At 65.6% G+C, this 13,482-nt stretch carries 14 protein-coding genes and 1 tRNA gene; 10 read left to right on the top strand and 5 right to left on the bottom strand.

What is annotated here, in order from left to right:
* Positions 1–137: 137 nt before the first annotated feature.
* The 3 genes from NGM29_RS02350 to NGM29_RS02340 all read left to right on the top strand — a co-directional run bounded on the left by NGM29_RS02350 (position 138) and on the right by NGM29_RS02340 (position 3,865).
* Positions 138–1,487, top strand: coding sequence for an O-acetylhomoserine aminocarboxypropyltransferase/cysteine synthase family protein (locus NGM29_RS02350; protein ID WP_254158650.1), 1,350 nt, complete (start codon positions 138–140; stop codon positions 1,485–1,487).
* A gap of 4 nt (positions 1,488–1,491) precedes the next feature.
* Complete coding sequence (gene metX / locus NGM29_RS02345) at positions 1,492–2,733, top strand: homoserine O-acetyltransferase MetX (protein ID WP_254158649.1); 1,242 nt, start codon at positions 1,492–1,494, stop codon at positions 2,731–2,733.
* Positions 2,734–2,824: 91 nt separating this feature from the next.
* Positions 2,825–3,865, top strand: coding sequence for a hypothetical protein (locus tag NGM29_RS02340; protein ID WP_254158648.1), 1,041 nt, complete (start codon positions 2,825–2,827; stop codon positions 3,863–3,865).
* Here the strand turns inward: NGM29_RS02340 and NGM29_RS02335 are convergent.
* Positions 3,862–4,272 (bottom strand): hypothetical protein, encoded by a 411-nt coding sequence (locus NGM29_RS02335; RefSeq protein ID WP_254158647.1) that lies wholly within the window; start codon positions 4,270–4,272, stop codon positions 3,862–3,864. The two genes, NGM29_RS02340 and NGM29_RS02335, sit on opposite strands and share 4 nt — an antisense overlap.
* A gap of 194 nt (positions 4,273–4,466) precedes the next feature.
* Positions 4,467–5,117: a phosphoserine phosphatase SerB gene (gene serB, locus NGM29_RS02330; protein ID WP_254158646.1), complete on the bottom strand. Its 651-nt coding sequence runs from the start codon at positions 5,115–5,117 to the stop codon at positions 4,467–4,469.
* A 275-nt stretch (positions 5,118–5,392) separates the two neighbouring features.
* Between serB and NGM29_RS02325 the strand changes: the two genes are divergently transcribed.
* The 3 genes from NGM29_RS02325 to NGM29_RS02315 all read left to right on the top strand — a co-directional run bounded on the left by NGM29_RS02325 (position 5,393) and on the right by NGM29_RS02315 (position 8,039).
* A complete protein-coding gene (locus NGM29_RS02325; RefSeq protein ID WP_254158645.1) occupies positions 5,393–6,253 on the top strand; it encodes a ParB N-terminal domain-containing protein in 861 nt (286 codons plus the stop codon).
* A gap of 61 nt (positions 6,254–6,314) precedes the next feature.
* A tRNA-Arg gene (locus tag NGM29_RS02320) sits at positions 6,315–6,418 on the top strand.
* Positions 6,419–6,947: 529 nt separating this feature from the next.
* Entirely contained in the window at positions 6,948–8,039 is a 1,092-nt protein-coding gene (locus tag NGM29_RS02315; protein WP_254158644.1) for a putative sulfate/molybdate transporter, read from the top strand.
* A 104-nt stretch (positions 8,040–8,143) separates the two neighbouring features.
* On the opposite strand, the gene NGM29_RS02310 is transcribed toward NGM29_RS02315, so the two are convergent.
* Entirely contained in the window at positions 8,144–9,256 is a 1,113-nt protein-coding gene (locus NGM29_RS02310; protein ID WP_254158643.1) for an aminopeptidase, read from the bottom strand.
* 190 nt (positions 9,257–9,446) lie between these two features.
* Here NGM29_RS02310 and ltaE point away from each other — a divergent pair, with 190 nt between their 5' ends.
* On the top strand, positions 9,447–10,463 hold the full coding sequence (gene ltaE, locus NGM29_RS02305) for a low-specificity L-threonine aldolase (RefSeq protein WP_254158642.1): 1,017 nt from the start codon (positions 9,447–9,449) through the stop codon (positions 10,461–10,463).
* Positions 10,464–10,582: 119 nt separating this feature from the next.
* Here the strand turns inward: ltaE and NGM29_RS21120 are convergent, their stop codons facing one another.
* A complete protein-coding gene (locus tag NGM29_RS21120) occupies positions 10,583–10,714 on the bottom strand; it encodes a DUF7859 family protein (protein ID WP_256498863.1) in 132 nt (43 codons plus the stop codon).
* Positions 10,715–11,256: 542 nt separating this feature from the next.
* Positions 11,257–11,772: a metallophosphoesterase gene (locus tag NGM29_RS02300; RefSeq protein WP_254160382.1), complete on the bottom strand. Its 516-nt coding sequence runs from the start codon at positions 11,770–11,772 to the stop codon at positions 11,257–11,259.
* A 104-nt stretch (positions 11,773–11,876) separates the two neighbouring features.
* Here NGM29_RS02300 and NGM29_RS02295 point away from each other — a divergent pair, with 104 nt between their 5' ends.
* The 3 genes from NGM29_RS02295 to NGM29_RS02285 are packed head-to-tail and all read left to right on the top strand — an operon-like array spanning position 11,877 to position 13,453.
* Positions 11,877–12,437: a metal-dependent hydrolase gene (locus NGM29_RS02295; RefSeq protein WP_254158641.1), complete on the top strand. Its 561-nt coding sequence runs from the start codon at positions 11,877–11,879 to the stop codon at positions 12,435–12,437.
* A gap of 57 nt (positions 12,438–12,494) precedes the next feature.
* A complete protein-coding gene (locus NGM29_RS02290; protein ID WP_254158640.1) occupies positions 12,495–12,863 on the top strand; it encodes a universal stress protein in 369 nt (122 codons plus the stop codon).
* Between the two features lie 2 nt (positions 12,864–12,865).
* The gene (locus NGM29_RS02285; RefSeq protein ID WP_254158639.1) at positions 12,866–13,453 is read left to right on the top strand and encodes a GNAT family N-acetyltransferase; all 588 of its coding nucleotides are present in this window, start codon (positions 12,866–12,868) and stop codon (positions 13,451–13,453) included.
* Positions 13,454–13,482 lie beyond the last annotated feature (29 nt).

Here is a 13,482-nt window from a genome sequence, read left to right as displayed (position 1 = left end):
AACCGTCAGTTCCGGGTCGGCTCGAGTCCCCTCTAACACACTCGTTCGACCTCCGTGCAAGCGAATCGCTCTCACTCGATGGCCGTATTTGCCGTTACTGCTGTGCATAAGTCTGCGCAGAAGTATGCATATGAAACATGAGCAACGACGAGAGCGACGGCCCCTCGAGCCCCGGGCTGGCCACCCGGAGCGTCCACGCCGGCTACGACGGCGATCCGGCCACCGGTGCGGCCGCGGTACCGATCTACCAGACGACCTCCTACACCTTCGACGACGCGGATACCGCCGCCGACCTGTACGCCCTCGAGCGCGAGGGTCACATCTACTCGCGGATCAGCAACCCCACCGTGAACGTTCTCGAAGAGCGCCTCGCCTCGCTCGAGGGCGCGAGCGGCGCCGTCGCGAGCGCGAGCGGGATGGCCGCGCTGGACTCCATCGTCCTCGTCCTCGCCGAATCCGGCGACAACGTCGTCTGTTCGACGGACACCTACGGGGGGACGACCGCGTACTTCGCGAAGACGGCCGCTCGGCGCGGGATCGACACCCGATTCGTCCCGACGCTCGAAGCGGACGCCTACGCCGAGGCCATCGACGAGGACACGGCCTTCGTTCACGTCGAGACGGTCGGCAACCCCTCGCTCGTCACCCCCGACTTCGAAACGATCGCCGACATCGCCCACGGCAACGGCGTCCCGCTGGTCGTCGACAACACGTTCGCCTCGCCCGCGCTGTGCCGGCCGCTCGAGCACGGTGCCGACGTGGTCTGGGAGTCGACGACGAAGTGGATTCACGGCTCCGGAACGACGGTCGGGGGCGTCGTCGCCGACGGCGGGTCGTTCGACTGGGGCGCCCACGGCTACGAGGAGGTCGCCGGCCCGAACGACGCCTACCACGACGTCGACTTCTCGCGGGACTTCGCGGACGCGCCGCTGGCCGCCGCCGTCCGCTACCGGTCGACGCGCAGCCTCGGCAACCAGCAGTCGCCCGTCGACGCCTGGGAGACGCTCCAGGGACTCGAGACGCTTCCTCTCCGAATCGAGAAACACTGCGAGAACGCCGCCATCGTCGCCGACTACCTCGCCGACCACGACGACGTGGCCTGGGTCACCTACCCGGGGCTCGAGAGCCACCCCACTCACGACAACGCCGCGACCTACCTCGCGGATTACGGGAGCATGATCGCGTTCGGCCTCGAGGGCGCCGGGGAGCCGGATTCGGACGACGCGCGCGGGGGCTACGCGGCCGGCAAGCGGTTTTGCGAGTCCGTCGAGGTCGCCCAGTTCCTCGCGAACATCGGCGACGCGAAGACACTCGTCATCCACCCCGCGAGCACGACCCACGGCCAGCTCACGCCCGAGGAGCAGGCCGACGCCGGCGTCACGCCCGACCTCGTCCGTCTGTCGGTCGGCATCGAAGATCCCGAGGACATCCTGGCCGACCTCGAGCAAGCGATCGAGCAGGCGACGACATCGGCAGGAGGCGAGTGACCTGATGACCACCAGGGACACGGTCGACCTCGGGTCGTTCACCTTCGAGTGCGGGGAATCCACCCCGTCGCTCGAGGTCGCCTACGAGACCTACGGCGAGTTCGACGGCTCGAACGCGGTCCTCGTCTGTCACGCACTCACCGGGAGCGCTCACGTCGCTCGCCGTCCCGACGCTGGCGACGAGACCGCCGGACAGGCCCGCGCCTGGTGGGGCGACGTCGTCGGCCCCGGAAAGGCGATCGACACGACGGAGTACTACGTCGTCTGTGCGAACGTTCCGGGGTCGTGCTACGGCACGACCGGCCCCTCGAGCGAGAATCCCGATACTGGACGGCCCTACGGAACCGACTTTCCGCCCGTGACGGTCGGCGACTGGACGCGCGCCCAGCGGCGACTGCTCGACGAACTCGGCGTCGGTCGCCTGCGAGCGGTCGTCGGCGGCTCCGTCGGCGGGATGAACGTCCTCGACTGGCTCCGGCGCTACCCCGACGACGTCGAGTGTGCAGGCGCCGTCGCGACCGCACCTCGGCTCGATCCGCAGTGTCTGGCCCTCGACGCGGTCGCTCGGCGGGCGATCACGAGCGACCCGGACTGGAACGGCGGCCACTACTACGAGGTCGAGGACGATGGGATCAAGGCTGGCGACGGATCACTCGAGGCCGGCCCGGCGAACGGCCTGGCTCGAGCCCGCCAGATTGGCCACATCATGTACCTCTCGAAGGCCTCCATGGACCGAAAGTTCGGTCGTCGAGCGGCCGGCCGCGAGGCGACTCGAGACGGGCCGACGGACCCGGCCGGTGCGTTCTTCCCGTATCGCGAGGTCGAATCCTACCTCGACTACCAGGCCGAGCGCTTCGTCGACCGGTTCGACGCGAACAGCTACCTCTACCTGACCCGGGCGATGGACGACTTCGACCTCGCCGCCGGCTACGAGTCCGACGCCGACGCGCTGGCCGCCTTCGAGGGCGACCTGTTGCTCCTCTCGTTTACCGGCGACTGGCACTTCACCGTCGAACAGGCCGAAGCCCTCGCCGAGACCTGTCGAGAAGCCGGCATCGACGTCGCCCACCACGTCGTAGACTCCGACCACGGCCACGACGCGTTCCTCGTCGAACCCGAGAAGGTCGGCCCGCCGCTGTCGGGGCTGCTCGAGGCCGGCCTCCAGGGGCGAGCGATCACGGACACCGTCGAACGGGCGGAGTCGAGTCCGTTCGCGCCCGTCCACACAAGTCTCTTCTCGCGGTGAGTACGCTCGTCCTCCTGTTCGCCGCAGGGTACAGCGTGAGGATTGTCTTACTGATCAAAAGACTAACTAGTGTTGGGTTCGTCGGACCGGTATGGCCCCCGAGCGCCGCCTCGAGTACGAACGGTCCTCTGCATCTCCTGACTCCTCCAACGACGGAGCGGGAACGGATCAACGAACGTTGGCGAACGAGCACGATGAATCGACTTCCGTTATCGGCGTGGCGCGTTCCAAGGCAGTACAGTTCGTCGACAGGGTCCCGCAGTACGTCAAAATAGGTTCGCTCACCGGCGTGACCGTGTTCGCCGTCGTGTATCTCGTTGCCTATCAGCTCACTCTGGCCACCAGAAGCGGGATGAGTCCCGGCGAGGGCGAACCGGGTGCGTGGGTGTACGCGGGCATCGTCACGCTCGTCAGTTACGGTGGATCGCTCGCCCAGGAACCAGAGGGTGCGCCCTACCTGATGATTCAGACCCTTCAGATCGGACCAATGCTTCTCGTTCCGATCGCGATACTCGTACTGGTGACCGCGGGCGCCGTCGTCGGCAGGCACTTCGAGTCAGAGACGACCGCCGTGACCGCCGTCGCCGTCAGTGTGGCCAGTGTGGTGTACGTCGGCGCGCTCGCGTTGCTGACCCGATTCGCGAGGTACTCGCCGGAAGCAGCCAATTCGAACGTCAGGCGGGAGACCGACGTCGAAACAATAGCCATCGGGCTCGACACGTCGTTTCTCCTCACGTCCATCGTCCTGGTTCTCGCATTTACGTCGCTGGGCGCTATCCTCGTTCGCTCCTGGACGCGCTTTACGATGTCCTCGCGGGTCGATGCCGACTCGAGTGAGGAAGAACCGTCGGAACGCGACAACCCAGCCGAACTGGCTCCGCAGTCACGAATCGCGGATGGAACTTCGTCGATGGTACCGAACGTCGAACCGAAGGACGAGCACCCAGACGACACCGGGACCAGATCCGAGAACGCGAAGGAATTGCCTTCGGAAACCGGTCAGGGCCACGATCACAATCGCTACAAACCCGATGATTCGCCGACCGAACCTGCCGATGGCCACGACCATGACCACAATCGCAACCGAGACCGCGGTCGCGACCACGACCGGTACCGCCCGTCGGACGATTAGTCGTCGGCGGTGTGTGCGTGATCGAACCCGATACTGGTATCGACAGGCCCGTTCCCGTACGCCGATCCGGCGTACTCGCCGTCGACGACGAATTGGTCGCGCACGCTCGTTCCGCCCATCAGGTCCTCGAGCCAGCGTTGTGCATCTCGAGCGAAGAGCGCGAGACCGTCGACGCGAGTAATCGGCGCCGCCTGGCTCCCGGGAGAGCGGAAGAGTGCGATTAACGCCCACATCGAGCCGGCACAGAGCGCGCCCATCGCCGAGAACGTCATTCCCATCGTCGAAAACGTGAGACCGTACACCATTCCGATTCCCATCGAGGGGAGGCTCGTTCCAAGCGGTACGCGCGCCGTCGCATCCCGTAGCGTCGGGGCGAGGAAGAATATCGACAGGCCGCTACCAACCATGAAAACCAAATCTTGCCACATCGTTACCGGTCCTCTCTCGGGAGTGGGTAAAAGTCCGTTGGTATCATAAATGGCTGGTTGGAATTAAGTTAGTGAGAAATTGACTATCATTCGAGTTAATCTGTATTCTCCCCGAGGTCAGAACGATCTTCGCATCGCTTGCACCCACTTTCGAGGGGAGAGTATCCGAACATTCACTCGAGTATGCCCGCCTTACGGAGTTCCGATCGAACACCGTCCATGGTCGTGACGACGACGTCACAGTGGGGCTCGACGGCCGGCTTGGGATCGAAGCCGATGGCGAGGCCGGCTACCCGGAGCATCGGCAGGTCGTTCGCACCGTCGCCGACCGCGACCGTCGACTCGAGGGGCACGTCGACGGTCTCGGCGAGATCGGCAAGCGCGTCGTCTTTCGTCCCCTCGATCAGCGGGCCCTCGACGTCGCCGGTCAGCGCCTCGCCGTCGGCGTCGAGCGGTAATCGGTTCGACACGACGTGATCGACCCTCGTCCCGTCACGCTCGAGCGCCGCTTCGACGCCGCGCTGGAAGCCGCCAGTGAGAATCGCCGTCGTGATCCCGGCTTCGTTCAGATCCTGTATCAGGTCCGCCGCCCCCTCGCGGAGGATCACGTTTGCGTACGCGGCCTCGACATCGTCGCGCTCGAGTCCCTCGAGCAGGGCCGCTCGCGAGCGCAGGCTCTCGGCGTAGCCGATCTCGTCGTTCATCGCTCGCTCGGTAATCTCGGCCATCTCGTCGGCGACGCCGAGTCGGTCCCCCAGCAGGACGGTCATCTCCGAATCGGAGAGGGTGCCGTCGAAGTCGAACGCAACGATCGTTTCGCGCATCACTCCTGGATTGCCAGTCCCGGGATAAACCAGTTCAGGTTCCCGCGAGTCTGGTCGCCACGAGAAAAGGACGCCAGTGATGTGGCCGTTGGCACGAGTACGACCGACTCGAGTGACGCCGTTTGGTGCTGGCTCGTCGAACGAACTGAGGAGTACGCGCCCGACGATCCGATCTAACCGTCGACGCTCGTAGTGTGGCTCGCCCGACGGTACGAACGTGCTACCGGCGCCTATCACCCGATTACTTACGCCCCTGCTCGAGGCCGATGTAGTCGATGTGGTGGGCCGACTCGGTGTTCGCTTTTCGATTCGTCGGTGAGCACACTGCAACCTCGATCGTTCGTCGGTACCACCGACAGCGCATTCGTCTACAGACCTGGTGGACCTGCGGACGGCACTACGCGGCCCCGATCGACCCATCTCGCGTCGTCGACATCGCTCCGGATCGGATACGATACGCGCTCGAGCCACGCCAGCGCAGCTCACTCGAGTCGAAGTCGCCGACGCACGTGCCGGCCGTCGTGCCCGGGACGTGGGACCTCGAGAGCGCTCGGGTCCGGGAAATCGATCGCTATCGTCGCATCGTCCAGTGGTTCACTGACGAGGGGCGTCCGTCGTCGGCACGCGCGGGTGAACCGCTCGCCGTAGCCGCGGATGGCGGCCCCCGACCCGGAGGCGGCCAGGGTGCGAACCCACGAGCACTCCCGGTGCTCGAGCGGACAGTCCCGTCCGGCGACAGGAGCGCACTCGAGTGGTACCTCGCCGACCTCGCAACCCGGGGGTGTCCGCGGATCAGCGCGCGTCGCGACGAACGATCGACGGTTCTCGAGGCTGGGTCGGTCGTCGACCCCTACCCGTCGTTTCCGGCCGCGACAGGCGAGATTCGGGTCGACGTCGGTCGCGACGGTCGGTGGATTCTTCACGACGGGCTCGAGCGCCTGGCCGTCGCGCAGTTTCTCGGACTCGAGACGATCCCGGTTCACGTCTACGTTCGCCATCGACGGTGGCAACGTCGGCGCGACCGGGTGGTCCTGACGGGAGTCGATGCGGGTAATCATCCAGATCTCCCGGATCTCGACTCGAGGTCGGAGAGTCGACCGGAAGGGTCGGTAGGCGGTCACAAGTGGGCTCGATAGACGCGTTTTGTCCGTCGAAATCCCCACTGCTTATACTGGTTGACAGACGACAGGGACTCGAGGGCACGTAGCTCAGTCTGGATAGAGCGTCGGACTTCTATCCCTGTCGCGGTTGCGGTGGGGGAAGACATCCGACGGTCGTGGGTTCGAATCCCATCGTGCCCGTGATTCTGCGACGAACGGACGTGAGGAGCGAATCACGAACGCCGATGGATTCGAATCAGGGAGCAGCTTTGCTGCGACTGTGGTTCGAATCCCATCGTGCCCAACATCCACGAGAGGAGAGAAGAACGGGAGTGACGCGACGGTGTGTCAAGTGTCGTGCCTCTGATCAGTGGCGGCACCAGTACCTCGCGTAGCCAACTGCCTATACCGCCAGTGTTGCGGCAACATCTTCCGATGGCGTAGTCGTGGAGGGTCGATTCCGTTCAATGGAGAACATTGGCTGGATCGATACACTAGAACTGCTGACTCAACTCGACGGCAGGGCCAGGAAGACCATCGACGCCCGTCACCCCGAACTCGCGACGGACTCTCTCGAGTCAGTCCCGTGGTCGAAACCGACATTGTGTGCGGCTGGCAGGAGATAACGGACGGTAGCGAATGTAACCGAAATAAGTTATCTACCCGGCCCGAGACGACCGCGGGGAGTTACTGAACACGTATACAAACATCGGGCCCATACAACCTCGAAATGGCCGTTCGTGCCCGTCATTCCCGACTCGAGTTCACGTCGAACGAGGTGACGGGAGCGATAGGGGATTCGATTACGGTCCTCCCGCTGGTCGTCGCGCTGGCGCTCGTCACGTCAATCTCGTTGCCACACGTCATGATAGCCTTCGGCGTCTTCCAGATCGTCTGGGGACTCAGGTACGGCCTCCCAATCTCCGTCGAACCGATGAAAGCGCTCGCGGCGCTCGCGATCGCGGGCGCGATGACCTACGGCGAGATTGCCCTCGCGGGGTTGCTTCTCGGCGTCGTCCTGCTCGCCATCGGCGTCACGGGTACGCTAGCGAGCGTCGAGCGGTGGATCGGCGAACCGGTCATCCGCGGGGTCCAGTTCGCAGTCGGGTTGCTCCTCCTGGAGACCGGCGTTCACCTCGCACTCGAGGACGTCGTCCTCGCCGGCGTCGGCGTGGCGATAGTCGCAGCGGCCGTCGTGCTCGGATACAGACGATCCAGCGCACTCGTTGTGTTGATCGTTGGACTGGGACTGGCCCTCGCCGTCGCCGGCGTGCCCTCGCCCCGGTGGCCCGGCCCGCCGCCCGTCCCGCCGCTCGGCGAGTCGGTCTCGAGAGCCGTGCTCGACGGGGCGTTCGCCCAGCTCGCGATGACCATCGGCAACGCAGCGCTGGCGACCTCGTTGCTCGTCGCCGACCTCTTCGACGAAACGGTCTCGCCGGACGAACTGGCGACGAGCATGGGGGCGACGAACCTCCTCGCGATTCCGGCGGGCGGCATCCCGATGTGTCACGGCTGTGACGGCGTCGCCGGCAAGTACACGTTCGGCGCGCGATCCGGTGGGGCGAACGTCATTTTGGGCGGGTTCTACCTCGCGGCCGCCGTCTTCGCCTCGGCAACCTTGCTCGAGGCGTTTCCGCTCGCGATGCTCGGGGTCTTGCTGGTCGTCGTTGCCGTCACGCTGGGCTCGAGCGTTCGCCAGTCCGAACACCTCCTGCTGTCGGTCGGGATCGGTCTCCTGGCGCTGGCGACGAACATCGGACTCGCGTTCGTCGTCGGAATCGTCGCTCACCTGGGCTATCGGCGCGTCTCGAACGAAGACTGATGGTCGTCTCGCTCGAATGAAGCCGCCTTCTGTTTCGCTCGTCGCTCCCGCGACGCACGTCCCTTCGTGACTCGCTCGCAAAATCTGGACCAAAAAGTGCTAGCTTACGCCTCGAAACCGTCCTCGAAGACGAACGTCCCGTTCCGCTGAACAATCTTGCCATCCACTTCGATGAACGACTCCTCGCTCATGTCGACGATCATGTCGACGTGAACCGCCGACTCGTTCGCCTCGTTGCCCTCGCCGACCGTCTCGTCGTAGGCGCGACCGACCGCCATGTGTACCGTATCGCCCATTTTCTCGTCGAACAGCATGTTGTAGGTGAAGCGATCGATGTCGCGATTCATGCCGATACCGAGTTCGCCCAACCGACGGGCGCCGTCGTCCGTCTCGAGCACTTCCGTCAGCAGGTCCTCGTTCTTCTCGGCCGCGTGAGAGACGACCTCGCCGTTCTCGAACTCGAGATGGGCGTCGGTAATCTCTCTGCCCTGGTGGTACAGCGGCATGTCGAAGAGCACCTCGCCCTCGACGCTATCGGGGACGGGCGCGGTGAACACCTCCCCGCCGGGGAGGTTGTGCTCGCCGTAGTCGTTGAGCGTCGTGTTCCCGGCGACGCTCATCGTCACGTCCGTCGTGTCGCCGCTGACGATACGGACTTCGTCGGCGGGGTCGAGAATCTCGACCATCTGTTGCTGGTGTTCGCGCACGGCGTCCCAGTCTTTGTTGACGGCATCCCAGACGAAGTTCTCGTAGCCGTCGCGGGACATTTCGGCCAGTTGTGCGTTCGCGGGCGCGGGGAACTGCGTGAGACACCAGCGCTTCGAGAGGCGCTCGTCCTGGACGGGACGGTAGGCCTGTGTGTAGGCCGCGCTGACTTCGGGAGCGACGTCGCTGGTCTCGGTCGCGTTGTCGCCCGCGCGGATCGCGATGTAGACGTCCGTGTTCTCGATCAGTGCGAGTTCGTGTGACGGGGTGTCGAACTCGAGGTCGTCACCGTTGCCGTCTGCCGCCGCGCGAAGGAACGCCCGGTGCTGACGTTTGCCCGCCCGCTTGCTCGTCGTGAGGGGGTTCGCGCCGGCGTCACCGACGACCTCGTGGAGGGCGACGACCAGGTCCTCCGCGACGGGGTGGGCGTCGATGACGACGTTGTCGCCGGGCTGGAGGTCCACGGAGTGGTCGGCGATGATCTGTGCGTGCTCGCGGATTCGCGGATCCATATCCGGCTATTTCGATTCGGCGTCGAATATCCTTTCGTTCCGGACGCCACTCGAGGCACTGATAATCGAACCAGCGAGACGCCACTCGAGACGCGGGCAGCCGAAACCGACGAGTCGTGACGCGTTCGCTCGCCCGGTATCGACCGGGAGCGTCGCCTATTTCTTCGGCGAGACGAAACGGACACCTACCATGATCGATCTGCGCTCGGACACGGTCACGAAACCCGACGACGCAATGCGCGACGCCGCCCGCGAGGCCGACGTCGGCGACGACGTCTACGGCGAAGACCCAACGGTGAACGAACTCGAGGAACGCGCCGCCGACCTCGTGGGCAAGGAGGCGGCCCTCTACGTGCCGACGGGGACGATGGGCAACCAGATCGCCGTTCGCGAACACACCGAGCGCGGCCAGGAGGTGCTCGCCGACCGGGAGAGCCACGTCGTCAAGTGGGAACTCGGAGGGATGGCCCAGCACGCCGCCGTCCAGGTGCGGATGGTCGACGGCGAGCGCGGCGTTCCCTCCGCCGACCAGGTCGAGGCGGGCTACGTCGCGGAGGACCTCCATCGCCCCGAAACCGGGCTGCTCTGCCTCGAGAACACCCACAACGCGCGCGGGGGGTTGGCGATCGAACCGGCTCGGATCGCCGAGGCCGCCAGCGCCGCTCGCGAGCGCGACGTGGCGGTTCACCTCGACGGCGCGCGCGTGTTCAACGCCGCGACGGCCCTCGACGTCGACGTCACCGACGTCACTCGGCACGTCGACTCCGTGATGTTCTGTCTCTCCAAGGGGCTCGGCGCACCCGTTGGATCGATGCTCGCGGGCGACGCCGACTTCGTCGAGCGCGCGCGCCGAACGCGAAAGCTCTTCGGCGGCGGGATGCGCCAGGCCGGGATCATCGCGGACCCCGGCCTGCAGGCCCTCGAGAACGTCGACGACCTCGAGGCCGACCACGAGAACGCCCGCCTCCTGGCGTCGGGGCTGGACGACGTTGCGGGCCTGTCGGCGCCCGAACCGGAGACCAACATCGTCGTCGTCGACGTCGCCGGAACGGGGCTGGACGTCGAGAGCGTCCTCGAGCGCCTGCGCGAGCACGACGTGCTGGCGACCGCATTCGGTCCGACGACGATTCGGTGCTGTACCCATCGAGACGTATCGCGCGAGGACGTCGAGCGAGCGGTCGAGCAGGTTGCCGGAGCGCTCGTCTAGGTCGCGTTCACCCATCCGTCGGTATCGGTGTCACTCTCGACTCTCGAGCACCAGTCGCTCCGCGGTCTCATCTCCGTGGCGAATCAGCTACCGACGCCGGTCAGTCGTGAGAAACGGCGCTATCGTCGCTCCATCCCGTCTCGAAACTCGAGGACGGTCCGGCGGAGCAGGAGGTAGAGGAAGAAGATGAGCGACAGCAAAATGACTACCATCGCGATGATGACCGGATCGTCGGGGATGAGGTCGAACATACGTCGTGGTTACACGGGCGGTCGCAAAACCGTTTCGACGCCTCGAGGACGGTGAGACTCGAGGATCTGTAGGCCGAGAACTGGCTTCGGGGCTAGGAACCGGATAGCTAAAATCGATTTTTTAGCTTGCGGTGAGTCTTTTTATACCCGACACGTAGGTGATGATGGACTTCGGTCGCACACGTTCCCGTGACATCCACTGGTGCGACCGGTACAGTCCACCCACCGTCCGGGGCCGACCCAGCGCTCTCCCCCAGCGCGGAAGTCACAATTGACCAACCGATCGACCGACCACTCACGGTCGGCCCCCACTCGTCCCCTCTGATGCTTCGGCGGTCGCCCGAACCGCCATCCGTTACAGTCGCGTGCCCTCCCCCGTGGTCGTTCAGGTTTTCTCACGTACGTCGCGTCCTCATCAGTTCCTGGTCCCGCTCCTTCCTTCGTTTCCGTTCTTCCCCTCGCTCCCGGTCTCATTTCTCCCCTCGCTCCCGTTTCCGCTTCTTCCCTCACTGCCGTTCACACTACTGTTCCCGTTCTCACGTTCACTCCGACTCGAGCGTGAACGACTCGAGCAGCGTACCGCCCGGCTCTCGAAGTTCGCCACGAACCGTCCCGTCCTCGCCTCGCTCGAGCGTCGCGAACCCCGGCCGGTTTCCGCGCGGCTGGGCGTGGCTCCCGGGATTGAGCAACAGGACGCCCTCGGCGTCGGTGACCGACGGGCGATGCGTGTGTCCGGAGACGACGACGTCCGCCTCGCGCGAGCGGCCGAACATCGCCAGGCCAACGTCGCCGCCGTCGCGACGGTGCGTGACCGCGATCCGGATTCCTTCGCAGTCGACGATTCGAACGGGCGGTAGCTGTTCGGTGACGGTCGCGTCGTCGGCGTTGCCGTGAACGGGATAGAAGACGGGACAGAGCGAGCGAAACGCCTCGAGAGCCTCTACGTTGGTGAAGTCGCCGGCGTGAATCACGGCGTCGGCCTCGCGGGCGGCCTCGAGTGCCGCACCCTCGAGGTGGTGACCGCCGGTGCTGTGCGTGTCGGAGAAGATGGCGAGCATCGGGACGCGGTAGGCCGCGAGAGAGTACCACTGTTTCGACATCGGCCGGACGCGTGCAGTCACATCGTTTATACTCGTTCCTGCCTTCGAACGAGACAGTACGTATGTGGCCACTCGGACACGCCGCCGTCGCCTACCTCCTCTACTCGCTCTGGACGCGCCGTCAACCGGCGCGGGTCCCGGGAGCGGTGGCGGTCGTCTGCGGCCTCGTCGGCAGCCAGTTTCCCGACCTGATCGACAAACCGCTCGCCTGGTACGCGCCCGTGCTCCCGACGGGCCGGTCGCTGGCACACTCCCTGCTGTTCTTGCTCCCGGTTTCGCTCGTCGTCCTGGCCGTCGCGAGCCGGTACGAGCGTCCGACCTACGCGATCGTCTTCGCCATCGGTGCGTTCTCACACCTCCTCGCCGACACCGTGCCAGCGCTCTGGGGCGCCGAAGAATACGGGTATCTGTTGTGGCCGATCGTCCCGGTCGAGCCTGAGGAGGGCGCACCGAGCATCCTCGAGCTGTTTTCCAGCTCCCTGGGCGACCCCTACTTCCTGCTCGAGTTCGTCCTCGCCGCGGCGGCCCTGGTCGTCTGGCGCGCGGACGGCTATCCAGGACTTGACCTCGTGACGGACCGGCTCGAGCCGGGTTCCGACGAGCGCGAACACCCCTCGCGCTGACGGGACCGCCGATGAACCGGCGCAACGGTTTTCCTCCGGGGCGTCGCACACGAACGCATGCACGTCCTGCTGGGACTCGACGGAAGCGACGAGTCGGTGAAGACGCTCGACACGACGATCGAGCGCGTCACGGAGGTGGGCGACGACCTGCTCGTCGCCGTCCTCGACAAGCCGGAGGCGGACCGAACGGCCGAGGCGATGCACGATCTCGCCCAGGAACGACTCGTGGCGGCGGGGATCGACGCCGAAATCCGGACGCTCGAGGGCGATCCCGGGAGCTCGCTGGTCGCCCTGGCCGAGCGCGAGGACGTCGACCAGCTGGTGATCGGCGGCGGGACCAGGAGCCCGATGGGGAAAGTTCGCCTCGGGCCGATCACCGAGTTCGTCCTGTTGAACGCGACGATGACCGTCAAACTCGTTCGATAACGATGACGGAGAGACAACGACGAGTGTACCCGGACGAACCGGCCGGCCCGTTCCCGACGCCGCCGACGACCTACACCGATCCGGAGGGGCGAGACATTGAAATCGGGCCACTCGACGGCGGTGCCGGACCCGAACCGGCCGACGGAGCGCTCGAGGCGCTCACCCGAATGTACGTGCAGTTCGACCCCGCCGACCGCGCCCAGGGGATCCCGCCGACCGGCGAGGAGCGCATCCGCCAGTGGCTCGAGCCGTTGCTCGAGGACGGGATCAACGTCGTCGCGCGACACGAAGAGGGGGTGATCGGGCACGCGACGCTGGTTCCGGACGTCGACGACCCGGAGACGGTCGAGGACCTGAGCGAGATCGAGTGGGAGCTGGCGATTTTCGTCTTGCAGGCCTACCAGCGCGGCGGCATCGGGACGCAGTTGCTCGAGCACCTGCTCGGGGAGGCCGCCGACCGCGGCGTCGAGTGGGTCTGGCTCACTGTCGAGCGCTGGAACGGCCCGGCCATCGCGCTGTACGAACGTGTCGGCTTCGAACTTTGCGGGGCCGAGAGCTTCGAACAGGAGATGTCGATCCACCTCGCGTAGCCTCGCTCGACGGGAAACCGCAACCCCTA

The sequence above is a fragment of the Natronosalvus rutilus genome, assembly GCF_024204665.1.
Classification (GTDB): domain Archaea; phylum Halobacteriota; class Halobacteria; order Halobacteriales; family Natrialbaceae; genus Natronosalvus; species Natronosalvus rutilus.
The sequence above is the reverse complement of the archived record's forward strand: the minus strand, read 5'-3'. Positions and strand labels throughout refer to the sequence as shown.

Excerpts from the sequence above, each read along its gene's own strand:
- NGM29_RS02300 (WP_254160382.1), bottom strand. The coding sequence starts at position 11,772 with ATGCTCGCCATCTTCTCCGACACGCACAGCACCGGCGGTCACCACCTC.
- NGM29_RS21120 (WP_256498863.1), bottom strand. The coding sequence starts at position 10,714 with ATGTTCGACCTCATCCCCGACGATCCGGTCATCATCGCGATGGTAGTC.
- NGM29_RS02350 (WP_254158650.1), top strand. The coding sequence starts at position 138 with ATGAGCAACGACGAGAGCGACGGCCCCTCGAGCCCCGGGCTGGCCACC.
- NGM29_RS02285 (WP_254158639.1), top strand. The coding sequence starts at position 12,866 with ATGACGGAGAGACAACGACGAGTGTACCCGGACGAACCGGCCGGCCCG.
- NGM29_RS02290 (WP_254158640.1), top strand. The coding sequence starts at position 12,495 with ATGCACGTCCTGCTGGGACTCGACGGAAGCGACGAGTCGGTGAAGACG.
- NGM29_RS02340 (WP_254158648.1), top strand. The coding sequence starts at position 2,825 with ATGGCCCCCGAGCGCCGCCTCGAGTACGAACGGTCCTCTGCATCTCCT.
- metX (WP_254158649.1), top strand. The coding sequence starts at position 1,492 with ATGACCACCAGGGACACGGTCGACCTCGGGTCGTTCACCTTCGAGTGC.
- NGM29_RS02335 (WP_254158647.1), bottom strand. The coding sequence starts at position 4,272 with ATGGTTGGTAGCGGCCTGTCGATATTCTTCCTCGCCCCGACGCTACGG.
- NGM29_RS02315 (WP_254158644.1), top strand. The coding sequence starts at position 6,948 with ATGGCCGTTCGTGCCCGTCATTCCCGACTCGAGTTCACGTCGAACGAG.
- ltaE (WP_254158642.1), top strand. The coding sequence starts at position 9,447 with ATGATCGATCTGCGCTCGGACACGGTCACGAAACCCGACGACGCAATG.
- NGM29_RS02325 (WP_254158645.1), top strand. The coding sequence starts at position 5,393 with ATGTGGTGGGCCGACTCGGTGTTCGCTTTTCGATTCGTCGGTGAGCAC.
- NGM29_RS02310 (WP_254158643.1), bottom strand. The coding sequence starts at position 9,256 with ATGGATCCGCGAATCCGCGAGCACGCACAGATCATCGCCGACCACTCC.
- serB (WP_254158646.1), bottom strand. The coding sequence starts at position 5,117 with ATGCGCGAAACGATCGTTGCGTTCGACTTCGACGGCACCCTCTCCGAT.
- NGM29_RS02295 (WP_254158641.1), top strand. The coding sequence starts at position 11,877 with ATGTGGCCACTCGGACACGCCGCCGTCGCCTACCTCCTCTACTCGCTC.